Origin of the sequence: Pseudoxanthomonas sp. SGT-18 (genome assembly GCF_003931645.1) — a bacterium.
Taxonomy (GTDB): Bacteria; Pseudomonadota; Gammaproteobacteria; order Xanthomonadales; family Xanthomonadaceae; genus Pseudoxanthomonas.
On sequence record NZ_RRYJ01000015.1, the window covers coordinates 1 to 22,857 of the forward strand.

Here is a 22,857-nt window from a genome sequence, read left to right on the forward strand (position 1 = left end):
GACGATCTGGGTCTCGGTGAAACGGGACTTCTTCATGGAACCTCCTGGCTGGGGAAAACATGCCAGAAAGTTCTACTTATGGGGTGTCTGCGGATCGGGGAAGCTTACGGGATAAGCGAAGGTAGCGGGGGGCGTGCATGGGCGGCCCCTGTCCCGGATGCCGCCTGCCGCCTTGTCCGGGCTATGCACTGCGGCGGTGATTGGTGGCGGTGCCCATGCGCCCCGGCCCCAATCCCCAATCCCGAATCCCGAATCCTGAATCCTGAATCCCGAAGAAAAGGCCGGCCGCCTGCGCGACCGGCCTTTGTCCTGTACGCGCGAGCGGATCAGCGCGAGGCCATCGGCGGGCGGGCCTGCATCATGCGGTCGCGGGTGGCCTTGAACGGGTTGCCCTCGTACCAGTTGGGCCAGCGGTCCCCGGCGGCCAGTTCGCGGCCCACGCCGTACAGCGCCTCTAGGTCCTCGACCACGCCGTCCAGGTTCCAGGACGGATCGAACTCGTCCGAGGGCTGGTGGTAGTTGCGCGCATAGGCCTCGGCCGCCTTCTTGCCCGCGGCCTTGCCACCCTCGCGCAGGTCGCCGCCACCCTTGGCGTACAGCGCCGGGACGCCGGCCTTGGCGAAGTTGAAGTGGTCGGAGCGGAAATAGAAGCCGCCCTGGACCGCGGCCTCGCCTTCCAGGCGGCGGCCCTGCATCGCCGCGATCGGCTTGAGGATGTCCTCCAGCTCCGAGCTGCCGATGCCGGTGACCACGAAGTCGCGCGAGCGCCCGGCCACGGACATCGCGTCCAGGTTGATCACGCCGGCGATCTTCTCCAGCGGGAAGGTCGGATGGGCGACGTAGTACTTGGAGCCCAGCAGGCCGGATTCCTCAAGGGTCACCGCCAGGAACACCACCGAGCGCTCCGGGCGCGGCTCCTGCTGGGCGAAGGCCTCGGCGATCTCGAGGATGCCGGCCACGCCGGTGGCGTTGTCCACCGCGCCGTTGTAGATGGTGTCGCCCTCGCCCTCGTGCTTGCCGAGGTGGTCCCAGTGGGCCATGTACAGCACCGCCTCGTCGGCGCGGCTGGCACCCGGCAGCACGCCGACCACGTTGCGCGAGGTCTTGCGGGTGGTGCTGCTGTTGAGATCCACCGACAGGCGCGCCTTCAGCGGCACCGGCTTGAAGCCGGGTCGGCTGGCGGCGCGGTATGCTTCGTCCAGGTCCAGGCCGGCGCTGGCGAACAACTGGCGGGCGACGTCGGCGGTGATCCAGCCCTGCACCGGCAGGCGCGGATCCGGATCGTCGCTGGAGGGCAGGTCGTACTGCGGGCCGGACCAGGAATTCTTCACCACGTCCCAGCCGTAGCTGGCGCCGGCGGTGTCGTGCACGATCAGGGCGGCGGCCGCGCCCTTGCGCGCGGCTTCCTCGAACTTGTAGGTCCAGCGGCCGTAGTAGGTCATCTTGCGGCCGTCGAACAGCTTCTCGTCGTTGACGTGGAAGCCCGGGTCGTTGACGAACATCACCACGGTCTTGCCGGTCCAGTCCTGGCCGGCGTAGTCGTTCCAGTCGCGCTCCGGCGCGTCCACGCCGTAGCCGACGAACACCATCTCGCTGTCGCGCACCGAGACCTGCGGCTCCCCGGTGCGGGTGCCGACCACCATGTCGGTGCCGAAGGCCAGGTCCATCGCGCCCCCGGAGGTCGTGATCGCCAGGCGGGTGGACGGATCGGCCGTGGTTTCCACCATCGGCACTTCCTGGAAGAAGCTGTCGCCGTTGCCCGGCTGCAGCCCGATGCGCTGCATCTGCGCGCGGATGTACTCGACCGTGCGCTCCTCGCCGGCCGAGCCCGGGCCGCGGCCCTCGAACTCGTCGGAGGCCAGGGTGCGGACCAGCTCGGCGAAGTCGGCGCCGGTAATCGCCGGCTCGAACGCGTGGTCCGAGGCGGGCGCGGGAACGGGAGCGACGGCGTCGGGCTTGGCGGCCGCGTCGTCGTCCTGCCTGCCGCAACCGGCCAGCAGGAGCGCGCCAACGGCGACGCCGATCAGGGGCTTGCGGAACATCGGAACTCCTCGCGGACAGCGGAAGCCCGATTCTAGGGCAAGCGTGCCGGGGTTGCCGGCACGCCGCGCGCGCTCAGTCCTCCGGCGCGGTGTCGGTGTCGAACACCACCGGGTCGGCGCCGGTGACCGGACCGGTGCGGGCACTGCGGTGCACGTACAGGCGCACCTCGCGCTCGAACTTCAGCGGGCCCTGGACCACCGCGCGCGGGCCGATCACCACCCGCGGCTTGCGCTTGGGCGCGGACTGGAACCAGCCGCTGCTGCGCTTGATGCTGAGGCTGCCGGACACCATCGAGCCGATGCCGACGGTGACGTCGCCGTTGACCGTCTCGATGTCGCCGCGCAGCTGGGTCTCGACCAGCCCGATGGCGCCGTTGACGGTCTCGATGTCGCCGGCCACGGTGCTGCCGCGGTCGACGAACACGCTGCCGTTGACGGTCTCGATGCCGCCGGAGGCTTGCACGTTGCGGCCGACGCGGATCGCGCCGTTGACCGTGTCCAGGCTGCCGACGCGGGCGTTGGCGCCGACCTTGATGCTGCCGTTGACGGTGCTGGCGTCGCCGGTCTGGGCGCCGTCGCCGATGCTGATGCTGCCGTTGACGGTGTCCAGCTCACCGTAGACGGTGCCGGCGGCGACCTCGATGCTGCCGTTGACCTTGCTGATGTCCTCGGCCGCCCAGGCCGCGGGCATGGCCAGCAGCAGGCAGAGGGCGATGGCGGGGAAGCGGGACTGGGCCATGGCGGGCCTCCTTTCACGTCTGTACGCGCCATGGGACCACGCTTGGCTACAATCCGCACCTGTCTGAAGTCACTGGATCTTCCAGGCGTGCCCCATCCGCGCGAGCGTCGCCAAGCCCCCGGGCCAGGACCCCAACGCAGCCGCGGTGCATGGCGCTGCCTGCCCATGGCCGCGGCGCTGGCGCTGGCCTGCGCCGGCCTGCTGCAGGCGCAGGAGCGGCGCGACCCGGGCTCGGCCGAGCGCGAACTGCGCAAGGTGCGCGCCGAGCTGCAGGAAATCGCGCGCGAGCGGCGCCGGCTGGAAGGCCAGCGTGGAGACGCCGCCACCCGCCTGCGCCGGGCCGAGGAACAGCTGGGCCGCACCGCGCGCGAACTGGCCGAGACCGAGGCCGCGCTGCAGCGCGAAACCGAGGCCCTGGCCGACCTGGAGCGGCGCCGCGACCAGCTGCGGGCCGGGCAGGAGCAGGGCCGCCGGCGCCTGGCCGAACTGCTGCGCGCGTCCTATGCGCTGGGCGGGCAGGCGCCACTGAAGCTGCTGCTGTCGCAGGATCGCGCCGCCGATGCGCAGCGGGCGCTGGCCTACCACCGCTATGCCCAGCGCGAGCACGCGCGCCAGGTGCAGGCGCTGTCGGCCTCGCTGGCGGAACTGGCCACGGTGGAGGAAGGCATCGCCCAGCGCCGTGCCGAGCTGGAGGCGCTGCGCGCCAGCCAGCAGGAAACCCTGGCCGCGCTGCGCCGCGACCGCGGCCAGCGCGCTGCGCTGCTGGCCGAGCTGGACAGCCGCTACCAGGACCGCCAGGCGCGCGAGAAAGCCCTGGGCCAGGATGCCAAGGCGCTGGAGCAGCTGCTGAAGAACCTGCGCGCGGCCGCGGCGCGGGCGGCGGCGGAAAAGCGCGCCGCCGAGCAGCGTGCGCGCGAGCAGGCACGGCAGTCGGCGCAGCGCGGCGAGGCGGCCAAGCCGCGCGGCCCGGTCGCGGCCGCCGCGCCGCCGCCCAAGGTGGGCGGCCTGGGCTGGCCGGCCAGCGGCGACCTGCTGGCGCGCTTCGGCGGCAAGCTGCCGGACGGACGCACCAGCAACGGCGTGCTGATCGGCGCCGCCGCCGGCGCGCCGGTGACCGCGGTGGCCGACGGCACCGTGGTGTTCTCCGAGTGGATGACCGGCTACGGCCTGATCCTGATCATCGACCACGGCAATGGCTACATGAGCCTGTACGCGCACAACGACACCCTGCTGCGCGACGTGGGCGCGCGCGTGCGCAAGGGCGAGCAGGTGGCGCGGGTCGGCAGTTCCGGCGGCCATGGCCGGCCGGCGCTGTACTTCGAACTGCGCCGCGACGGCAAGCCGGTGGACCCGTCGGCCTGGCTGCAGCGCCGCTGAGGGTTCAAGCGGCATTTACAGCGCGCTGCAGCATAATCGGGCTGCGCGCACCGTCCGCGCGCGTGGAGTCGTCGATGCGTCCAGCCCCCGCCGTCCTGTCCCTGTTGCTGCTGCTTGCCGCCTCGCCCGCCGTCCCGGCCCAGGAGGCGGCCGAGCCGGCGCCGCCGACGCAACCGCAGGACGCGCCCGCGCCCGCGGATCCGGCGCAGGACGCCGACGCCCCGGTGCCGGCGGCCGACGATCCGGACGCGGCAGACCCCAGCGGCTCGAGGATCCCGCTGGCGGAGATCCAGCGCTATGTCGCGGTGTACCGCGCGATCAAGGAGGCCTACGTCGACCCGGTCGACGACCGCTTCCTGATGCAGTCGGCGATCGAGGGCCTGCTGATGGACCTGGACCCGCACAGCGCCTACCTGGACAAGGCCGAGTCCGATTCCTTCGACGAGCAGACCACCGGCGCCTACGAGGGCATCGGCGTGGAGCTGCAGCAGCAGCAGGACCGCACGCTGAAGGTGGTGGCGCCGATCGACGGCACCCCCGCCGCGCGCGCGGGCGTGCTGGCCGGCGACGTGATCGTGGCCATCGACGGCAAGCCGATCGCCCAGGTCGAGGGCAGCGAACCGCTGCGCGGCCCGGCCGGCAGCAAGGTCACCATCACCATCCTGCGCGAGGGCCGCGAGCGGCCGTTCGACATCGAGATCCAGCGCGAGACCATCCGCGTCACCAGCGTGCGCAGCCGCATGCTGGAGCCCGGCTACGGCTACGTGCGCCTGAGCACCTTCCAGGCCGATACCGGCGCCGATTTCCGCAAGCACCTGGACGAACTGCAGGCCAAGGCCGGCGGCAGGCTGCGCGGCCTGGTGCTGGACCTGCGCAGCAATCCCGGCGGCCTGCTGACCGCGGCGGTGCAGGTGGCCGACGAGCTGCTCGACAGCGGCGCCATCGTCAGCACCCGCGGCCGGGTGCCGGCCAGCGACACCCGCTTCGACGCCACCGCCGGCGACCGCCTCGGCGGCGCGCCGGTGGTGGTGCTGGTGGACGCCGGTTCGGCCAGCGCCGCCGAGGTCCTGGCCGGCGCGCTGCGCGACAACGGCCGCGCCCGCGTGGTCGGCAGCCGCACCTTCGGCAAGGGCTCGGTGCAGACCCTGCTGCCGCTGGGCAACGGCGATTCGGTCAAGCTGACCACCGCGCGCTACTACACCCCCAGCGGGCGCTCGATCCAGGCCAGCGGCATCGTCCCGGACGTGGAACTGCAGCCGGACCCGAAGCTCACCGGCAGCGACGCGCCGGCGACCGTGGCCGGCACCGTCAGCGAGGCGGCGCTGCCGGGCCACCTGCGCGGCGACGAGGAAGAGGACGAGGGCTACCGCGCCGGCTCGCCGCTGCCCGGCGACGCGCCGATTGCCGCGGCACTGGCGGAACTGAAGAGGCTGGCGGCCACCGCGGCCGTGCCGGGCCCGCGGCGCGACTGAGCGCCGCCGGCCGCGCGCGGCTTCAGCGGTTGGGCTTGGCCGGCAGCGGGAACGGGGTCACCACCTTCTCGCCGGTGGCCGCGTCGCGGATCGCCGACTGGCCCTTCCGCTCCACTTCCTCGACCCGGACGATGCTCTGCATCGGCAGGTGCAGGACCTTGGTGTTGCCGAACTCGTCGCGCAGGCGCTCCTCGGTCGGGTCCACGACCAGGCCCTCGTGCACGTCGAACACCAGCTCGCCCACCTCGGTGAAGCCCCACAGGGCGCTGCTGCCCACGTGGCGGGCATAGAGCTCGTAGACCTTTCCGTGGTTGAGGAAGGTGATCTTGTAGAGCGGCTTGGCCATTGGACTGGATCGATCGTCGAGGGTGGTCCGGGACGGGCTGCAGGATGGGGACGGCCGCGGCGTTTCCAAGGCCCGCCGCTCAATAGCCCTTCTGCCGGCGCATGCGCCGGGCGATGCCGGCGCGCACCACCAGGGCGAACAGCACCCCGAACAGGAAGCCGGCCACGTGCGCGGCCCAGGCCACCGCGCCGAAGGCCGGGCCGATGTAGGCGAACACCACCTGCAGCGCGGCCCAGATGCCGATCAGCAGGAACGCCGGGGCGCGCACGAATTCCAGGAACAGGCCCAGTGGCAGCACCACGCCCAGGCGCGCGCCGGGGAACAGCGCCAGGTAGGCGCCGATCACCGCCGAGACCGCGCCGCTGGCGCCGATCACCGCGCGGTGCGGATCGTCGATCACCACCACCGCGGCCAGGTTGGCGATCGCGCCGCCAGCCAGGAACAGCGCCAGGAAGCGCCAAGGCCCCATCGCGCGCTCGGCCGGCAGGCCGAAGATCAGCAGGAACACCAGGTTGCCCAGCAGGTGGGCCCAGTCCGCGTGCAGGAACAGCGCGGTGAACAGGCGCAATACGCTGCCGTCCTGCAGCGCCGCGATCCATGCGCCCCAGGATGGATCGCCGCTGCCCAGGCCCCGGCCCAGCGCGCCCCAGGCCAGCCACAGGCTGCGCCGCGCCTCGTCCGGACGCCCCAGCATCCACAGGAACGCCAGCCACAGCGCAGCGAACAACAGCGGCGCCGCCCAGCGCGGCGGAGGTTTGCGGCGGGAGGGGAGCGAAACGAACATGCGCGCAACTATCGCCCATCAGCGGCCAGCGTGTCCGCTGCAGTGCGGCATGTTTTGCGGCAGTGCAGCGTTATTTTCGGGTTAAAGGCGTGCTTATATTCCAGTACGGCGTCGTATGTCGGGAGGGGGTATCCGACGATGGCGGGCCCGGGAGGGGCTTCGCCACCGGCGCTGGCGACAACAACAGACCAACGTCTTTCCGGAGAAAGCGCAACATGCATTACGCCCACAGCTACACCCGCCTTTCCGTGCTGGCCCTCGGCATCGCCGGCGCGCTGGCCTGCGGCCACGCCCACGCCGCTGCGTTCCAGCTGAAGGAGAACAGCGCCAAGGGCCTGGGTCGCGCCTTCGCCGGCTCGACCAGCGCCTGGGGCGACGCTTCGGTGGTCGCCACCAACCCGGCCTCGATGCGCCTGATCGGCGGCCGCCAGTTCCAGGCCGACCTGGCCGCGATCAGCTTCTCGGCCGACTTCCAGAAGGAAGAGGCCCGCCACGCCGGCGCCGGCGGCATCGGCACCGGCGGCAACGTGTCCGGCGGCAACGGCGGCGACGCCGGCATGATCGCCCCGGTCCCGGCGGCCTATTTCCACGTGCCGTTCGGCGAGAACGAGAACATGCACTTCGGCATCTCGCTGCAGGTGCCGTTCGGCTTCAAGACCGAGTACGACTCCGACTGGGTCGGCCGCTACCACGGCATCAAGACCGACCTGAAGGCGATCGACCTGGGCGCCTCGTTCTCGTACGACGTCAACCCGTACGTGTCCTTCGGCGCCAGCGTGTTCGTCGAGCACCTGACCATCGAGCTGAGCAGCGCGATCGACTTCGGCACCGCGATCAGCGTCCAGGCCCAGCAGCAGGCCGCCGCGCTGGCCCTGGCCAACGGCGCCACCCCGGCCCAGGCCGCCGCCGCCGCGCAGGACATCGCGCTGCAGCTGGGTGGCCAGGGCGTGGCCCCGGGCCTGGCCGACGGCCGCATGACCATCTCCGGCGACAACAACGCCATCGGCTACGTGCTGGGCACCACGCTCAGCCCGAGCGAGAACACCAACATCGCCTTCAGCTACCGCTCCAAGGTCAAGCACAAGATCACCGGCGGCGATGCCGAGTTCCTGCGTCCGTCCAACCCGGTCGCCAACGGCCTGCTGCCGACCGACCAGTACGTCAACACCTCCGGCCGCGCCACCGTGACCCTGCCGGCCTCGGCCAGCGTCAGCATCACCCACAAGGCCAACGAGCAGTGGACGGTGATGGCCGACATCAGCCGCACCGCCTGGGCCCCGGCGTTCGACCGCGTGACCGTGGACTTCGCCTCGGCGCAGGAGGACGCGCAGCTGGAGTTCGGCTACGACGACACCACCTTCGTGTCCCTGGGCGCCGAGTACCGCCTGTCCCCGACCGTCACCCTGCGTGGCGGCGTGGCCTACGACGAGACCCCGACCACCGACGCCCACCGCGACGTGCGCGTGCCGGACGTGACCCGCAAGTGGCTGTCGTTCGGCATCGGCTGGACCCCGTCGGAGAAGGTGGAATACAACTTCGGCTACACCCACCTGTTCACCACCGACCCGTCGATCAGCCTGGTCTCGCCGACCGGCAGCACCCTCAAGGGCAAGTACGACGTCGGCGGCGACATCCTGGCCGCCTCGATCAACTACAAGTTCTGATCCAGGCACCACGGCGCAACAAGAAGCCCCCGCATCCGCGGGGGCTTTTCTTTTGTGCCGATGCCGCGGCGGCTCAGTAGGGCAGGCCGGCCACGTCCAGCTCGAGCGACCACACCGCGCCGGCGCCGGTGATGTACAGGGTGCGGCGCTGCGGGCCGCCGAAGGCGGCATTGGTGACGTTGGCGTCGACCTTGATCGTGGCCAGGTCCTCGCCCGCCGGCGACAGCACGCGCACGCGCCGGCGCTCGTGCTCGGTCAGGTAGATGTTGCCCAGGCAGTCGATCGCCAGGCCGTCGGGCACGTGGGTGCGGGCCAGGTCGCGGCCCGGCCCCGGCTGCCCGGCCGCGTCCAGCGGGTAGGCGCGCAGCACGCCCTGCTCCCCGCCGCCGGCCACGTACAGGGTGCGGCCGTCCGGCGCCAGGGCGATGCCGTTGGGGTTGGCGATGCTGTCGTCCACCACCGACACCCGGCCGTCGCTGCCCACCCGGTACACGCGGGTCTTCGGCTGCCCGCCGGGCGCGGCCGCGCGCTGGAAGTCCGGGTCGGTGAACCAGATCGTGCCGTCGCTGCCGATCACCAGGTCGTTGGGCGAGTTGAACGGCTGGCCCTCGAACTCGCCGACGATGCGCATGCGCGAGCCGTCGGCCGGGTCGTAGCGCGACAGTTCCTTGCGGTCGTGGGTGGCGGCCACGAGCGCGCCGTCGCTGCCCAGGGCCAGGCCATTGCTGCCGCTGTCCTCGATGACGGTCTGCATGCTGCCATCGGCGCCCAGGCGGCGGATGCGCGAGGGGAAGCCCTCGCTGAAGCGGAAGTCGGAGAAATACAGCGCCTCGCCGTTCCAGACCGGGCCTTCGTACAGGCCGTTGGCGCCATCGCCATTGGCGGCAGGAATGCGCTGCGCCACCAGTTCGCCGGAGGGCGCGGTGCCGGGCTCGCCGCTGCAGTACGGGTTGTGCGTGGCGGCGGTGGCCGGCGCATCCGCATCGGCATCCACGGCCGGGGCCTGCGCATCCGCGGCGGTGGACGGGGCCGGATCGGCGGGCGTGGCCTCCTCGCCGCGTTGGCAGGCGCCCAGCAGCAGCGCCAGCACGGCGGCGGAAAGGATGGTACGGGTCGGCTGGATCATGGCGGCTCCGGGGTGGACGTCCGCTGCATCCTAGCCGGCCGCGGGCGGGCCCGGGATCGGCGGCGTATGGAGGCGCTCAGCCGAGCAGGCCGCGCAGGCGCGCCTTCAGCCGGCGGCCCTCGCGGTGGAAGTACTCGCGTTCGGCGCGCCAGGCGGGGAAGCGCCGTTCCACCTCGCGCCAGAACGCGGGCGAGTGGTTGGCCTGGATGAGGTGGCACAGCTCATGGACCAGCACGTACTCGAACGCCGAGGGACGCCCCAGTACCAGCGCCAGGTCCAGGGCGATGCTGCCGTCCGGGGCCAGCGAGCCCCACAGCGAGGACAGGACCTTCAGCCGGATCGCGCGCGGCGCGCGCGGCAGCCCGGGCAGGTAGGCCGGCAGCCAGCGGCCGATGTCGGCGCGCGCCTCGGCCTCGTAGAACGCGCGCAGGGCGCGGGCCAGCGACGCCGCCGACGGCGCACGCGGCGGCAGCTGCACGTGGACGCCATCCTCGCGGCGTTCGATGCGCAAGTAGCGGCCCTCGCCCCACAGCAGCGGCACGTCCTGCCCGCGCAGCGGCAGGGTGGTGCTGGTCCACGGTTGCAGCGGCGCGCAGCCCTCCGCCGGCTGGTGCCGCTCCAGCTGCGACTGCAGCCAGTGCCGGTGCTCGTGCAGGAAGCGCTCGCCGGACACCAGGCTGGCGCGCAGCGGCAGGGTCAGGCGCGGGCCGCGTTCGTCGATGCTCAGCTTCAGCCGGCGCGCGCGCGGATCGCGCACGCGCTGCACGGTGATGCTGCGGCCGTCCTCCAGCGCCAGCTCGACCGTGTCGCGTTCCACGCGTTGCGGGACGCGGGCGACCAGATGGCGGGACAGGGCAGGCATGGGCCGATTCTACGCCGGTGGCCGCGGTTGCCCGCGGCCGCCGGGCAGCCGCTCAGGCCTCGGCCTTGGAGATCTTCAGCGCCGATTCCAGTACCAGGAACAGGCGCCGCGCCTCGCCGGCCATCAGCGCGAAGCGCGCGTCCAGCTCGGCGCGCAGGTCGTCGCGCTCGGTGCTTTCCAGCTGGTCGACCGCGCCTTCCAGGAACTTCAGCTTGCGCACGATCAGGTCCTCGCCGAGCACGAAGGACAGGTGGTCGTCGAGGTTGAGCGCCAGCTTGGTCACCTGCTTGCCGGCCTCCAGGTGCTTGGCGATCTCGTCGCTGATCAGCTCCTGGTTCTGCGCCTTGACCACCGCGCCGCCGTCCATCGCGTCCTTCAGCTCGCATTCCTCGCCCAGGCTGAGCCCTTCCGGCAGCGGCTCGCCGGCGATCCAGCCGGTGAGCACGCTGCGCGGGGCCACTTCCGCATTGGGCGGGATCGCCGGGAAGCTGCCCAGGGCGCGGCGGATCTCCGAGGCCACCGTCTCGGCGGTCTTGCGCGAGGAGCTGTCCACGGCGAGGAAGCCGTGCTCCAGGTCCAGCAGGGCGTCGGTGCGCGAGGACTTCACGAAGGCGCGCGGCAGCAGCTCGTGCAGGAGGTCGTCCTTGAGCCGCTTGCGCGCCTTGCCGCCGAGCTTGCGGCCCTCCTTCTCCTCGATCTCGGCCACCTTCTGCGCCAGCAGGTCGTTGACCACCGAGCCGGGCAGGATCTTGTTCTCGCTGCCCACCGCCAGCCAGATCGCGTTGCCCACGCGGTGCGACAGCGCCTCCTCGCCGCGGCCGAAGGGCGGGATGAAGCCGGTGGAGTTCAGTTCCAGCGGACCGACCGGGCGCAGCGCGGCTTCCGGCAGCAGTTCGTCGAGCTGGGAGAAATCGTGGGACGTGGGGAAGCGGAAGAAGGTCAGGTTGCGGAAGAACATGCGGTTGCTCGGTGCGTGACGGCGGCGCGGGCGCGCGCCGTGCAGGAGATCAGGAGGCGGTCGCAAGCACTGCGACCGCGAGGTCAGGTTGCCGCGGACGGCGGCTCGGCTGCGGCCTCGCCGTGCGGCTCGCCGGCCAGCCAGGCGTGGGCGTCGGCGCGGGCCGCGCCCTCGCGGTGGCCCAGGGAGGCGAAGTCGAACAGCTTCGGGTCGGCCAGCTGCGAGGGACGGATGTCGGCCATGGCGCGGGCGATCTGCTCGATCCGGCCCGGGTGCTCCTTCTCCCACTGTTTGAGCATCAGCCCGACCTGGCGGCGCTGCAGGTTCTCCTGGCTGCCGCACAGGTTGCAGGGAATGATCGGGAACTGGCGCGCGGCCGCGTACTGCACGATGTCCTCCTCGCGCACGTAGGCCAGCGGCCGGATCACCACGTGGCGGCCGTCGTCGGACAGCAGCTTGGGTGGCATGCCCGAGATCTTGGCGTGGTGGAACAGGTTCATGAAGAACGTGGCCACCATGTCGTCGCGGTGGTGGCCCAGCGCGATCTTGGTGAAGCCGTGCTCGGCCGCGTAGGAGTACAGCGCGCCGCGGCGCAGGCGCGAGCACAGCGAGCACATGGTCTTGCCCTCGGGCACCACGCGCGTGACCACCGAGTAGGTGTCCTGCTCGATGATGTGGAACGGCACGCCGATCGAGCGCAGGTATTCGGGCAGCACGTGCTCGGGGAAGCCCGGCTGCTTCTGGTCCAGGTTCACCGCCACCAGCTCGAACCGCACCGGCGCCTTCTTCTGCAGCTGCAGCAGGATGTCCAGCAGGGTGTAACTGTCCTTGCCGCCGGACAGGCAGACCATCACCTTGTCGCCGTCCTCGATCATGGCGTAGTCGGCGATCGCCTGGCCGACCTGGCGGCGCAGGCGCTTGGCCAGCTTGGCCTGTTCGCGCTGGGCCGCGCGCGGGTCGGTGCGGCGCGGGGCCGGTTCGGGCAGGGGCAGGACGGCGTTCATAGGACCGCCATTCTACCTTCGGGCGCCCGCCTGCCCGCGCTATGCTTGGGCGGTGGACACGACCAGCCCGTCCGAACTGGCCCTGAAACTGGCGGAACTGCGCCAGCAGCACCGCGCGCTGGACGAACGCATCGCGCAGCTGGCGGCCAACGCCGGCGACGAGCTGGAGGCCAAGCGGCTGAAGAAGCGCAAGCTGCAGCTGAAGGACTGCATCGCCCGGCTGGAAAGCATGCTGATCCCGGACGAGCCGGCCTGAGAGCGCGGCGGCGGGCTCAGGGCGCGGCCGCGAACGCGGCGCGGGTCGCCTCCAGGTGCTGCAGGCGCGGGTCGCCGGGCGCGTAGTAGCGGGCGAGGCTGTCGCGGCAGGCGGCGGCGCCTTCCACGGCCAGGGCCGCGTCGCCGCGGCGCCGCGCCCATTCGCTGCGCAGGCAGCGCGTCTCGCCGCGCAGCGGGTGCGGGTCGGGCAGTTCCTGCGCCAGTTCCTCCTCGAACAGGTCCAGCAGTTCGCCGGCGCGCTCCAGTTCGTCCAGGGCCAGGGCCACCCGGCTCCAGCGCAGCGTGCGCCAGGCACTGCTGCGCGCGCGTGCCTGCGCCGGGTCGTTGCGGCGCGGCACCGCGGCCAGCGCGGCGCGTGCCTGTTCGGTGCGCCCGGCCATGGCGTCGGCCCAGGCCAGGCTGGCGGCGATCCGCTGCTGCTGCGCGTGCTCCGGCGGCAGCCGATCCTGCCAGGCCTGGCGGATCCGCTGCAGGATCGCGCTGGCCTCGTCCCACTGCCCGCGCAGCAGCCGGATCTCGGCGCGCCAGGCGTCCGGCATCTGGGTCTCGATCTGCTCCTCGCCCTGGGTGCGGGCGAACACCTCGTGCGCGCGCTGCAGCAGGGCGTCGGCGCGCTCGTACTCGCCGGTTTCCACCAGCACGCTGCCCAGCGAGTTGTAGGCCCAGCCCAGCCAGGAGCTGTCCTCGCCCATGGCCTTGGCCACCTGCAGCAGCTGCCCGAAGTGTTCGCGCGCGGCCACATAGTCGCCCAGTGCGCGCGCTGACAGGCCCAGCGCCCAGTGCAGCTCGCCGCGCAGGCGCGGGTCGGTGCCGAGGGTGTCCTGCTCCAGCAGCGGCTGCAGCAGCTGCCGGCTTTCCTGGTGCCGGCCCTGCTCGCTGCGCAGCTGGCCGAGCTTGAGCGTGGCCAGGTGGCGCGCGCCGGGGCCGGCGCGGCGCGCGTGCTCCAGCGCACTGGCGCAGGCTTCCTCGGCCTGGGCCAGGTGGCCGCCGATGCGGTGCACGTCGCACAGGGTGGTCTCGACCTGGACCAGGCCGGCGGGGTCGCCGGCGCCGCTGGCCAGGGCGTAGGTGCGCGCCTTCTCCAGGTGGGTGATGGCGCGGTCGTGGGCGTCCTGGGCGAAATAGATGTTGCCGAGCATGCCGTGCACCGCCGCCGCCGCCAGCGGGTCGCCGTGCAGGCGTGCGTCCACCCGCGCGGCGGCGCGGTCCACCGCGGCGCGGATGCCGCCGCCGGCGGCCCCGCTGCTGCGGCTGTCGTAGGGATCGGCCTGGCCGAGGATGTCGCCGGTCACGAAGGCGAGCATCGCCTCGCGTTGGGCGGTGGCGGTCTCGGCCTGCTGCCGGCGCTGTTCGGTCTTCAGGTACATCGCCCCGGTGGCCAGCAGGGCCACACCGAGGACTGCGGTCAGGCCGGCGCCAAGGCGGCGCCGGCGCAGTTCGCGGCGCCGGCGCCAGGCCTGCAGCCGCGCCTGCAGCGCCTGTTCCCGGGCCTGGCGGCGGGCCGCGCGGCGCGGCTCCAGCCCGCGCAGGCGGGCGGCCAGGCTGCGCGCGTCCAGGCTGCGCTGCTGCGGGTCGATCGCCGCGGCCAGGGCGATGTCCTCGCGCAGCAGCGGATCGGCGATGCGCGCCTCCCAGCCGGGCCCGAGCGCGCCGCGCAGGTCGCCGCCCAGCAGCTGGAACACCAGCACGCCCAGGGCGTAGACGTCCGAGCGCAGGGTCGCGGCCTCGCCGGCCACCACTTCCGGGGCGATGTACAGCAGGCTGCCGGCGGCGGGGGAATGCGGCGCGGCCGCGCCCATGGTCAGGCCCAGGGTCGGGGCGATGCCTTCCAGCTGCGGCGACAGCACCGCCTCGCCGGCGCCGAGATCGGCCAGCACCACCCGCAGGCGGCCGTCGGCCTCGACCGGGTACAGGTTCTCGGGCTTGAGGTCGCGGTGGATGATGCCGAGGTCGTGGATCGCCGCCACTGCCTCGCACAGGGCCACGCACAGGGCCAGGCGGGTGGCCTCGTCCAGTGTGGCCAGGCCGCCGCGGGCGCGGATCCAGTCGTGCAGGTTGCCCCCGGGGAAGTAGGGCAGTTCCAGCCAGCAAGGCGGCTCCTCCAGGTTCCAGCCCAGCACCGGGGCCACGCAGTCCTGGCCGGGCAGGGCCTGGGCGATGTAGCGGGACAGCGCGATCTCGCGGCGCAGGCCGCGCAGGCCGGCCTCGTCGCGGGCCAGCTTCAGTACCCGTTCGCCGTGGGTGGGCGAGTGGGCCAGGAAGGTCACGCCGGTGCTGCCCTCGCCCAGGCGGCGCAGCAGGGTCCAGGCGGCCTCGCCCGGCAGGGTCTGGCCCGCCGCGGGCAGGGCAGTGCTGGGGACGGGCGCCGGGGCGCCGGAAGGTTCGAAGCGGGTCGGGCACGCCAGGCGGTAGCCGTAGCCGTGCACGGCGCGGACCTCGGCGGCGCCGTCCAGCGCCGCGCGCAGGCGGCTGACGGCCTTGGCCAGCGAGTTCTCGGCGACCACGCGCCCGGGCCAGCCGGCCTCCAGCAGTTCGTCCTTGGTGACCACCTCGCCGGCGTGGCGCAGCAGGTGGCGCAGGACCTGCAGGCTGCTGCGGTCCAGCGCGCGCGCGCTGCCCGCCACCCGCAGGTGGCCGTCGGTCTCATGCAGCTCGGCCTGGCCGAACCGCCAGACGCCCGGCACCGGCCTGTGTCCTCCCTGCTGCATGCGTCCTCGCCCCCCCGGCGGCTGTAACTGCCTGTTGCTACGGCAGGCTGCGGCGCCACTTTAGCGGTCCGGTCACAACTTTTCAGGATTTTCCGCGCCCGGCAAAGACGCCCCGGGCCCTGCACGGCAAGGTGGCCACCACGCGGGCGGCATCCGGCAGCCCGGCCCGGGACGCAGGTGGGCTGGGGGGAGCCATCGGCGGGGGCAGGTTCCGGGGCCGCGGGGGGCGGGCCCGGAACAGCGGACAGGGAGGTCCAGGGAGCGGTCCGGCGCGAAGGAACGCGCCGGCGCCGCGCCTTGTCCGCGGTCCGGCGGGCAGGGTCCGCGGCGGTCAGAACTTTTCAAAAGTTTTCAGCCCCCTGGAATGAATCCGGCCGCACCGCCGCCTAGAACACCGTCCTGGGGGGCGTGCAGAGGGGCCGCTTCCCGAATACAGGGGTAAAGAACAATGCCGTGGAAGCACCACATGCGCGCCACTGCCTGCGCGCTGGCCGGCCTGCTGCTGGCCGCCTCCACCGTCGCCGACGCCCGCGAGCGCCGGCCCCGGCTGGAGAATCGCGGCGGCGTGCCCGCCCGTGACCTGGACCCGTCGGAGAAGGGGCTGGTGACCGGGGTGGGCATCGAGAGCCAGGACATCCAGGCAATGACCAACCAGATGGCGCGGGACCTGATCGCCAGCGGGTTCCTGGGCCGCTTCAGCACTCCGCCGCGGGTCCTGATCGACGAGCAGGAATTCCGCAACGAGGGCTCGCAGATCATCAACCGGCGCATGATCACCCAGCGCCTGCTGGTGGAGCTCAACCGCGCCGCGCAGGGCAAGATCACCTTCGTCGGCCAGCGCTACGCCGGCATGGTGGCCCGCCAGCGCGACCTCAAGCGCGAGGGCGTCACCGACACCGGCACCACCGGCCTGACCCAGGGCCAGGCCGGCGTCGACTTCTTCCTCGGCGGGGCAATCATGACCCTCGACAGCCGCGACCCCCGCACCGGCGTGGTCCAGCGCCTGAACCAGATCGCGTTCGAGCTGGTGGACGCGGAGACCGGCGAGCTGGCCTGGACCGGCATGTACGAGTTCCAGCGCGCCGCGGCCGAGGACGTGATCTACCGCTGAGCCGCGCCATCCCACCGTCCATGGCCCGGCCCCGGGCCAGCGTGTACCGGAGATCCCGATGAAGAATGCCCTTGCTGCCGCCGTGCTCGTGGCCGTGGTGGCCACGGCCGGCTGTTCGACCCCCGCCGCGCGCCCGCAGGCGGTGCTGGAGTGCGACTACAAGGCGCTCAAGCGCAACGCGCCCAGCGGCGGCCCGGCGCTGACCGCGGTTGCCTACGGCTCGGTCAAGGACATCCCGGCCGACGCCGTGCTGATGAGCGACGAGCGCCTGTTCCGCAGCGTGATCGTGCAGCACCTGAGCACCAGCACCACGCCCGGCGGCACGGTCCAGGTGACCGCGCGCCTGGCCAACTGCACCGCCGGCCCGCTGGGTGTGCGCGCCCGGGTCGCGTTCCTCGACTCGAACATGGCCCCGGTGGAAGCGGTCTCGGCCTGGCGCCCGGTGTTCCTGCCGCACGGCGGCATGGCCGTGTACCAGGAGTCGTCGCTGTCGCCGAAGGCCACCCACTACTACATCGAGCTGGCACCGAACTGAGCGGAGGCGACATGCACAAGGCAGTCCTTGCACTGCTGGGCGTGGCACTGGTGCCGCTGCCCGCAGCGGCGCAGTGGCGCGAGCCAGCGCCGGCGCCCGGCTACCGTGCCGGCCAGCCGGTGGTGCTGGGCCCGGCGGCCGCGCCGGAAACCGCCGAGGCCCTGCCGTGGGAGGCGCTGCGCCAGCAGCTCGGCAAGCGCAACCGGGTGATGCTGTTCTGGGAGGCGGAGCTGGAAGGCGAGGTCGCCACCCGCTACCGCGAGGTGGAAACCCTCGACCGCCACGGCCACGCCGCGGTGACCCGCAGCGAGGGCGTGGACCGCGACCGCCACGGCCACGTCGGCACCAGCGTGGCCGGTGCCGATGCCGGCATGCACCAACGCAGCGAACGCTTCCTCGAGGCCGAGGCGCCGGCGGCGCCGCGGGTTGAGGGCGAATCGCGGCAGATCCGCGCGCATTTCATGGAGCAGCTGCGCCAGGGCGGCGTGCGCTTCATCGACCGCGCCCTGGCCACCCGCCTGGCGGGCGCGGCGGTGGAGGGCGAGCGCCCCAACGTGCACGCGATCGAGACCCGCGCCCTGGCCGGCCATGCCGACTACCTGCTGCAGGTGACCTCGGCCGTCGACCTGCAGTCCGCGTCCGGGCGCGCCTTCCACGTGGTGCTGCTGGACGTGGCCGACGGCGGCACCGTGCTGGAGTTCCATACCCAGGCCGCGCCGCCGGCCGCCGCGCCGGGGCGCTACGTGGCCACGGCCAATGGTTTCGAACGCCAGGCCGCGGCTGCGCCCGGCCTGGCGGACGTCGCCCGGGTGCTGGCGCTGGAGACCGCGCGGCGCATGCAGGGGGCGCTGTGAGCGGCCGCACCCGTCCGCCTCGGCTGGCGGCGGCGCTCGCCCTGGCCCTGGCCCTGCCGGCGCAGGCCCAGGTGCCGGGCCTGCCTGCCGCCCTGCAGCCGTACTACGAGGCCTTGCTTGCCGACGGCGAGTGGGGCGCGGTGCTGAACCTGCAGCGCATGGGCCTGGAAGCCATCGACCAGGGCCAGCCGGAGGTGGCGGCAACCGCGTTCGACGCGGCGATCGAACGGATCGAACTGGTCTACGCCGACTCGCAGGCGGCGAAGAAGGCACGTTCGCTGTGGTCGTCCGAAGGGGTCAAGGACTTCAAGGGCGAGCCCTACGAGCGGGCGATGGCCTACTACTACCGCGGCCTGCTGTTCCTGGCCGAGGGCGACTACGGCAACGCCCGCGCCGCGTTCCGCGCCGCCGAGTACCAGGACACGGTGGCCGAGCAGGAGGAGTACGCCGGCGACTTCGGCCTGATGTCGCTGCTGGCCGGCTGGGCCTCGCAATGCGAGGGCGACGCCGCCATGGCCGCGGAGTTCTACGGGCGCGCCGCCGCGCAGCAGCCGCAGGGCCTGCAGCCGCCCGCGCCCGGTGCCGACACCCTGGTGCTGGTCGAATCCGGCGGCGCGCCGGTGAAGGTGGCCACCGGCGGCTACGGCGAGGCGCTGCAGCTGAAGCCGGGCGACAACCCGTTCGTGGCGGTGCGCATGGGCGGCCAGGAACTGGCGGCGCTGGGCGACGTCGGCTGGCAGGCACGCACCCGCGGCGGACGCATGATCGACGTGGTGCTCGACGGCAAGGCCAGCTTCCGCGAGGGCGCGGAGACCGTGGGCTCGGCCGGCGTGTCGCTGGGCGCGCAGGTGGCCGCGTTCGCGCCGGGCGACGACAGCCTGGCGGTGGCCGGTGCGCTGGCGGTGGTCGGCGTGGCGGCCACGCTGATCGGCGGCGCGGTCAAGGCCAAGGCCGACATCCGCGCCTGGGACAACCTGCCGGACCGCATCTACGGCGGCTTCGTCGCCGGCGGTGCGCGGCCGTTGCCGCCGGTCAGCGAAGCCGAGGGCGACGGCGAGCAGTGGCCGATCGAGGCGCCGGTGATCGACCGCCGTGCAGGCGCCTGCCGGCTGGTGCTGTACCGCACGCGCGAGCCGGCGACCCTGCGCGCGCAGGCGGTGTCCAACCTGTCCGAACCGGAGCGCCGCAAGCTGCTCAAGCGCAACGAGCAGCGCGACCGCGCCTTCCGCAGCCAGATGGCCGCGCTGTTCGCCGCCGCGCCGGGCGAGGCGGCGGAACCACCGGGCCCGGGGGAATGACCATGCCAACAGCGGTATCCGTGATCACCGCTGCCCTGTTGTGGGCAGGCCTGGCGCTGCCGGCTGCGGCGCAGGAAGCCACGCAGGAGACCGCGCAGGAGGTTGCGCAGGACGAGTCCGGTGCCGATCCCGCGGTATGGGGACCCTACGCGCAATGGGTCGGCCGCACCTTCGAGCGCCAGGGCAGCAGCGAGTACGGCGCCCACCGGATCACCATCGCCTGGGAGGAGCCGGGCAAGGTCATGGTCGAGACCGGCTACCTCGTGGACGGGAAGCGTTGGTACACGTACACGGTGGTGGCCGGCAAGCAGCCAGCCACGCTCACCGTGGACCCGAAGCCTGGTCCCAAAGGGGCCTGGAACATCGTCGACGCGGAGAACCTGGAGTCGAACAAGCGGTTCGGCTACCAGACCACCCGCCGCGTCACCGGTGCGCGGACGTTCGAGGAGGCGACGCTCCGGAGCGGCGGAGTGGTGGACCAGCGGGTGTACCTGGACATCGCCTCGGCGCAGTACCAGGCAGTGCAGGAGGCCAAGGCCGTGGAGGAGGTGCGCAAGCGCGCCGAGGCGGTCGCCGCGCGGCGCGCGGCCGGCGTGCCGGCGGTGGAATCGGTGCCGGTGCCGGCCGAGCGGGTGCTGGCCTACCAGGAGCCGCTGCGCGGCGGTTCGGGCATGTTGCGGGTGACCCGCGGCAAGACCTGGGGCGACGGCATCTGCTACCTGGCCGTGTACATCAACGACCGCCTGGCCGCGCGCATGGTCGGCGGCGAGACGGCCACCTTCCGGGTCCCTGCCGGCGAGCTGCGCATCGGCGTCGGCGGCGACCCGGCCGGACGCGGCACCTGCTCCATGGGGCGCGGCGGCGTGGTCGAGCACCTCACCCCGCTGGGCAAGGGCGAGGCCCTGCACGTGTACTACCAGCTCGACAGCGGCCTGCACTTCAGCGAGGCGCTGCTGGACCCGGCCGCGCCCTGAGCGGCGCGCGGTCCCCCGGATCCCGGAGGAGGGGGTGGCGTCCCGCGAAGGACCGCGGGCGCCGCTTTTTCTGCCGCGGTCCGGCGCCGGCTTACTCGGCCGGCGCCGCTTCCGCTTCGGCTGGCCGCGCCGCTTCCGGGCTCACCCGCTCGATGGTGTGGCGCAGCTCGCGGCCCAGGATCAGCTTGGCGTCCTTGGCCCACACGTCCAGGCGCTCGTCGAACACCAGCTTGCTGTTCTGGTCCGGCCACACCAGCTTCATCTCGCGCAGCTTCTGGATGAAGCCGCGGAACAGGCTCTTGTCGAAGAATTCCGGCGCCGCCGGCGCGTAAAGCAGGCTCAGGCGCTGCGCCGCCAGCTGGCACAGGCTCTCCAGCTCGGCCGCGCCGAGCGTGCCGGGGCCGTTCTTCACCAGCACCGAGATGGCGATGTAGTAGCGCTCGAACGCCTGCTGCAGGGTGTGGCCGATCGCGCGCAGGCGGAACACCTCGTCGCTCTGGCCCGGGCTGCGCTGCAGCACGCCGCCGTCCTCGTCGTTGACCAGCTGCAGCAGGCCCTCGCGCACGAACACGTCGGCGATGCGGTCCACGCGCTCGGCGAAGCCGTCCTCGTCCCAGGGCAGGAACAGCTCGGCCTGCAGGAACGGGTACAGGGTGCGGCCCAGCCGCACCAGGGTGCGCCGGCTCATGCGCCGGTTGTGCTGGAAGCAGCAGGCGATCCAGGACGAGGCGGTGAACAGGTGGGCGACGTTGTTGCGGAAGTACGACAGCAGCACCGCGGTGTCGTCGTCCACGCTCAGCACGTCGCCCAGCGGGTGCGGGATGCGCCGCAGCACGCCGATCTCCTCGCCGTGGGCGATGATCTCCTCCGGCGTGTGCGGGGTCACCGTGGTGCGGTCCGAATACGGCAGCTCCGCCAGCAGGGTCTTGGACAGGGCGATCTGCGCCAGCAGGTCGCGCTCGCCCATGGCGTGCTTGGGCGTGGACAGCAGCGCCAGGGCCAGCAGGTTGATCGGGTTGACGTCGGCGGCCTCGTTGATGCGCACCTGGATGCGCTGGGCGAGGGCGTCCACGGTCTCGGCCAGCCACGCCGGCTTCTCGTCCTCCGGCAGCGGGCGGCCGTCCCATTCCGGGGCGTGGCTGGACAGCACCTCGCCCAGCCGGATCGGCTCGCCGAAGTTCACCACCACCTGGCCGTAGTTGCTGCGCAGCACCTTGGGGATGCCCATCAGCAGCTGCCAGATCGATTCCTTCTCCTTGGGCTTGCCCGACAGCTCGTCCAGGTAGCTGTTGCCCTCCATCAGCTTCTCGTAGCCGATGTACACCGGCTGGAACAGCACCGGGCGGGTGGGCTGGCGCAGGTAGGCGCGCACGGTCATGGCGATCATGCCGCCCTTGGGCTGCAGCAGGCGGCCGGTGCGCGAGCGCCCGCCCTCGATGAAGTACTCCAGCGAGTAGCCGCCGGACACCAGCTGCGCCACGTATTCGGTGAACACCGCCGAGTACAGCGGGTTGCCGCGGAAGCTGCGGCGCATGAAGAACGCGCCGCCCTTGCGCAGGATGGTGCCGACCACCGGCAGGTTGAGGTTGATGCCGGCGGCGATGTGCGGCGGGACGATGCCGCGCTCGTACAGCAGGTACGACAGCAGCAGGTAGTCCATGTGGCTGCGGTGGCAGGGCACGTACACCACCTCGTGGCCCGGGGCGACCTCCTTCAGGCGGTCCAGGTGGTGCACCAGCACGCCGCGGTAGATCTTGTTCCACACCGGGGTGAGGATGACGCTGGCCGAGCGCACCACCGGGTGCGAGTAGTCGGCCGCGATCTCCCAGGCGTAGGCGTGCGCCTTCTTCCAGGCCTCGGCCACGGTGGTGCTGTCGCGCCGGGCCTGGTCGGCGATCGCCTCGCGCACGGTTTCGGCCGCCAGCACCTTGTCCACCAGCAGGCGCCGGGTGGACAGGTCCGGGCCGATCACCGCGGCGCGGATGCGGCGGAAGTGCGCGCGCAGCACGCGCTGCAGCTTGCGCACGGTGCGCTCCGGCGGCAGGCCCTCGGCCACGGTCTCGCGCAGCGACACCGGCTCGGCGAAGCGCACCAGGGTGTCGCGGCCATTGAGCAGCAGCGCCAGCAGGCGGCGGAAGCGGCCAACGATCGCCCAGTTCTCCGAGAACAGCACCGAGAACCAGCCGCTGTGCCGGTCCGGGGCGCGGCCGACGAAGATCGATACCGGCACCAGGCGCACGTCCAGTGCCGGGTCGTCGCGGTGCGCCTGGAGCAGGCGCGCCAGCGAGTCCGAATGGGTGCGCGCGGCCGGGCGCTGGTCCGGGATCAGCGGGGTGACGCTGCGCCGGGACAGGGCCACGTAGGCGCGGCGGCGGCCCAGCGGGTCGCCCGGCAGCGGCACCAGCGGCGAGGGCAGGCCGGCCTGGCGGCAGGCCTTGTCCAGGATCAGGGCGTTGGACAGGCCGTAGTCCTCCAGCACGTAGCACACCGGGCGCGGGTCGTCCTGCGGCTGCTGTGCCGGCTCCAGCTTCAGGTCCAGCCACGGGTCGACCACCCAACCGAGCAGGCGCGCCCACAGCGGCCGCCGCGCGGCCACGGGGCGGGGGGCGATCGGCTGGCGCGGCGGCTCGCCGGACGGCGTGGCGCCGCCGGAATCGGCGGGCGCGGGCGTGGCCGGGTCGTCGGTGGCAGGCCCCGGGAAGGGCAGGGGATTCTGTTCTGGCATTG

19 protein-coding genes are annotated in these 22,857 nt (G+C 72.7%); 9 read left to right on the forward strand and 10 right to left on the reverse strand.

What is annotated here, in order from left to right; all coding sequences use genetic code 11:
* Positions 1-326: 326 nt before the first annotated feature.
* Together EIM47_RS15390 and EIM47_RS15395 are read right to left on the reverse strand one after the other, a co-directional pair.
* Positions 327-2,042: a M28 family metallopeptidase gene (locus EIM47_RS15390; protein WP_019397051.1), complete on the reverse strand. Its 1,716-nt coding sequence runs from the start codon at positions 2,040-2,042 to the stop codon at positions 327-329.
* A 73-nt stretch (positions 2,043-2,115) separates the two neighbouring features.
* Positions 2,116-2,733, reverse strand: a complete 618-nt coding sequence (locus EIM47_RS15395) for a hypothetical protein (protein WP_164514631.1) — start codon at positions 2,731-2,733, stop codon at positions 2,116-2,118.
* A gap of 213 nt (positions 2,734-2,946) precedes the next feature.
* Between EIM47_RS15395 and EIM47_RS15400 the strand changes: the two genes are divergently transcribed.
* The gene (locus EIM47_RS15400; RefSeq protein WP_019397049.1) at positions 2,947-4,158 is read left to right on the forward strand and encodes a peptidoglycan DD-metalloendopeptidase family protein; all 1,212 of its coding nucleotides are present in this window, start codon (positions 2,947-2,949) and stop codon (positions 4,156-4,158) included.
* Between the two features lie 74 nt (positions 4,159-4,232).
* Positions 4,233-5,630 carry a S41 family peptidase gene (locus EIM47_RS15405; RefSeq protein ID WP_083852362.1) on the forward strand — a complete coding sequence of 466 codons (1,398 nt, stop codon included), beginning with the start codon at positions 4,233-4,235 and terminating at the stop codon, positions 5,628-5,630.
* Positions 5,631-5,652: 22 nt separating this feature from the next.
* Here the strand turns inward: EIM47_RS15405 and EIM47_RS15410 are convergent, their stop codons facing one another.
* Together EIM47_RS15410 and EIM47_RS15415 are read right to left on the reverse strand one after the other, a co-directional pair.
* Complete coding sequence (locus EIM47_RS15410; RefSeq protein WP_019397047.1) at positions 5,653-5,976, reverse strand: DUF1820 family protein; 324 nt, start codon at positions 5,974-5,976, stop codon at positions 5,653-5,655.
* Between the two features lie 79 nt (positions 5,977-6,055).
* Positions 6,056-6,760, reverse strand: a complete 705-nt coding sequence (locus EIM47_RS15415; RefSeq protein ID WP_019397046.1) for a rhomboid family intramembrane serine protease — start codon at positions 6,758-6,760, stop codon at positions 6,056-6,058.
* A 215-nt stretch (positions 6,761-6,975) separates the two neighbouring features.
* Here EIM47_RS15415 and EIM47_RS15420 point away from each other — a divergent pair, with 215 nt between their 5' ends.
* The gene (locus EIM47_RS15420; RefSeq protein ID WP_125077405.1) at positions 6,976-8,424 is read left to right on the forward strand and encodes an outer membrane protein transport protein; all 1,449 of its coding nucleotides are present in this window, start codon (positions 6,976-6,978) and stop codon (positions 8,422-8,424) included.
* Positions 8,425-8,497: 73 nt separating this feature from the next.
* On the opposite strand, the gene EIM47_RS15425 is transcribed toward EIM47_RS15420, so the two are convergent.
* The 4 genes from EIM47_RS15425 to ttcA form a co-directional block, all read right to left on the reverse strand.
* A complete protein-coding gene (locus EIM47_RS15425) occupies positions 8,498-9,550 on the reverse strand; it encodes an SMP-30/gluconolactonase/LRE family protein (protein WP_028915772.1) in 1,053 nt (350 codons plus the stop codon).
* Positions 9,551-9,626: 76 nt separating this feature from the next.
* Positions 9,627-10,412, reverse strand: a complete 786-nt coding sequence (locus tag EIM47_RS15430; protein ID WP_019397043.1) for a SprT family zinc-dependent metalloprotease — start codon at positions 10,410-10,412, stop codon at positions 9,627-9,629.
* 52 nt (positions 10,413-10,464) lie between these two features.
* Positions 10,465-11,370, reverse strand: coding sequence for a recombination-associated protein RdgC (locus EIM47_RS15435; RefSeq protein ID WP_019397042.1), 906 nt, complete (start codon positions 11,368-11,370; stop codon positions 10,465-10,467).
* A gap of 83 nt (positions 11,371-11,453) precedes the next feature.
* A complete protein-coding gene (ttcA, locus tag EIM47_RS15440; RefSeq protein WP_028915774.1) occupies positions 11,454-12,374 on the reverse strand; it encodes a tRNA 2-thiocytidine(32) synthetase TtcA in 921 nt (306 codons plus the stop codon).
* Positions 12,375-12,426: 52 nt separating this feature from the next.
* On the opposite strand from ttcA, the gene EIM47_RS15445 reads away from it, so the two are divergent.
* The gene (locus EIM47_RS15445; protein WP_019397040.1) at positions 12,427-12,630 is read left to right on the forward strand and encodes a YdcH family protein; all 204 of its coding nucleotides are present in this window, start codon (positions 12,427-12,429) and stop codon (positions 12,628-12,630) included.
* Between the two features lie 16 nt (positions 12,631-12,646).
* Here EIM47_RS15445 and EIM47_RS15450 read toward each other — a convergent pair whose 3' ends face one another.
* On the reverse strand, positions 12,647-15,358 hold the full coding sequence (locus EIM47_RS15450; protein ID WP_125077406.1) for a tetratricopeptide repeat protein: 2,712 nt from the start codon (positions 15,356-15,358) through the stop codon (positions 12,647-12,649).
* A gap of 466 nt (positions 15,359-15,824) precedes the next feature.
* Between EIM47_RS15450 and EIM47_RS15455 the strand changes: the two genes are divergently transcribed.
* From EIM47_RS15455 to EIM47_RS15475, 5 genes are read left to right on the forward strand one after another with little or no spacing between them, the layout of a single operon-like run.
* Positions 15,825-16,469 carry a penicillin-binding protein activator LpoB gene (locus EIM47_RS15455; protein ID WP_232211031.1) on the forward strand — a complete coding sequence of 215 codons (645 nt, stop codon included), beginning with the start codon at positions 15,825-15,827 and terminating at the stop codon, positions 16,467-16,469.
* Positions 16,470-16,527: 58 nt separating this feature from the next.
* Positions 16,528-17,004 carry a hypothetical protein gene (locus tag EIM47_RS15460; RefSeq protein ID WP_019397532.1) on the forward strand — a complete coding sequence of 159 codons (477 nt, stop codon included), beginning with the start codon at positions 16,528-16,530 and terminating at the stop codon, positions 17,002-17,004.
* A gap of 11 nt (positions 17,005-17,015) precedes the next feature.
* Complete coding sequence (locus EIM47_RS15465) at positions 17,016-17,858, forward strand: hypothetical protein (RefSeq protein WP_125077407.1); 843 nt, start codon at positions 17,016-17,018, stop codon at positions 17,856-17,858.
* Positions 17,855-19,156 carry a hypothetical protein gene (locus tag EIM47_RS15470; RefSeq protein ID WP_125077408.1) on the forward strand — a complete coding sequence of 434 codons (1,302 nt, stop codon included), beginning with the start codon at positions 17,855-17,857 and terminating at the stop codon, positions 19,154-19,156. The genes EIM47_RS15465 and EIM47_RS15470 overlap by 4 nt, the downstream gene beginning before the upstream one ends.
* A gap of 20 nt (positions 19,157-19,176) precedes the next feature.
* Positions 19,177-20,130 carry a hypothetical protein gene (locus EIM47_RS15475; RefSeq protein WP_125077409.1) on the forward strand — a complete coding sequence of 318 codons (954 nt, stop codon included), beginning with the start codon at positions 19,177-19,179 and terminating at the stop codon, positions 20,128-20,130.
* Between the two features lie 91 nt (positions 20,131-20,221).
* Here the strand turns inward: EIM47_RS15475 and plsB are convergent, their stop codons facing one another.
* Positions 20,222-22,855 (reverse strand): glycerol-3-phosphate 1-O-acyltransferase PlsB, encoded by a 2,634-nt coding sequence (gene plsB / locus EIM47_RS15480; RefSeq protein ID WP_019397528.1) that lies wholly within the window; start codon positions 22,853-22,855, stop codon positions 20,222-20,224.
* Positions 22,856-22,857 lie beyond the last annotated feature (2 nt).

Excerpts from the sequence above, each read along its gene's own strand:
- EIM47_RS15435 (WP_019397042.1), bottom strand. The coding sequence starts at position 11,370 with ATGTTCTTCCGCAACCTGACCTTCTTCCGCTTCCCCACGTCCCACGAT.
- EIM47_RS15405 (WP_083852362.1), top strand. The coding sequence starts at position 4,233 with ATGCGTCCAGCCCCCGCCGTCCTGTCCCTGTTGCTGCTGCTTGCCGCC.
- ttcA (WP_028915774.1), bottom strand. The coding sequence starts at position 12,374 with ATGAACGCCGTCCTGCCCCTGCCCGAACCGGCCCCGCGCCGCACCGAC.
- EIM47_RS15400 (WP_019397049.1), top strand. The coding sequence starts at position 2,947 with ATGGCCGCGGCGCTGGCGCTGGCCTGCGCCGGCCTGCTGCAGGCGCAG.
- EIM47_RS15395 (WP_164514631.1), bottom strand. The coding sequence starts at position 2,733 with ATGCCCGCGGCCTGGGCGGCCGAGGACATCAGCAAGGTCAACGGCAGC.
- EIM47_RS15455 (WP_232211031.1), top strand. The coding sequence starts at position 15,825 with ATGCGCGCCACTGCCTGCGCGCTGGCCGGCCTGCTGCTGGCCGCCTCC.
- EIM47_RS15460 (WP_019397532.1), top strand. The coding sequence starts at position 16,528 with ATGAAGAATGCCCTTGCTGCCGCCGTGCTCGTGGCCGTGGTGGCCACG.
- EIM47_RS15430 (WP_019397043.1), bottom strand. The coding sequence starts at position 10,412 with ATGCCTGCCCTGTCCCGCCATCTGGTCGCCCGCGTCCCGCAACGCGTG.
- EIM47_RS15465 (WP_125077407.1), top strand. The coding sequence starts at position 17,016 with ATGCACAAGGCAGTCCTTGCACTGCTGGGCGTGGCACTGGTGCCGCTG.
- EIM47_RS15450 (WP_125077406.1), bottom strand. The coding sequence starts at position 15,358 with ATGCAGCAGGGAGGACACAGGCCGGTGCCGGGCGTCTGGCGGTTCGGC.
- EIM47_RS15420 (WP_125077405.1), top strand. The coding sequence starts at position 6,976 with ATGCATTACGCCCACAGCTACACCCGCCTTTCCGTGCTGGCCCTCGGC.
- EIM47_RS15410 (WP_019397047.1), bottom strand. The coding sequence starts at position 5,976 with ATGGCCAAGCCGCTCTACAAGATCACCTTCCTCAACCACGGAAAGGTC.
- EIM47_RS15390 (WP_019397051.1), bottom strand. The coding sequence starts at position 2,042 with ATGTTCCGCAAGCCCCTGATCGGCGTCGCCGTTGGCGCGCTCCTGCTG.
- plsB (WP_019397528.1), bottom strand. The coding sequence starts at position 22,855 with ATGCCAGAACAGAATCCCCTGCCCTTCCCGGGGCCTGCCACCGACGAC.
- EIM47_RS15425 (WP_028915772.1), bottom strand. The coding sequence starts at position 9,550 with ATGATCCAGCCGACCCGTACCATCCTTTCCGCCGCCGTGCTGGCGCTG.
- EIM47_RS15415 (WP_019397046.1), bottom strand. The coding sequence starts at position 6,760 with ATGTTCGTTTCGCTCCCCTCCCGCCGCAAACCTCCGCCGCGCTGGGCG.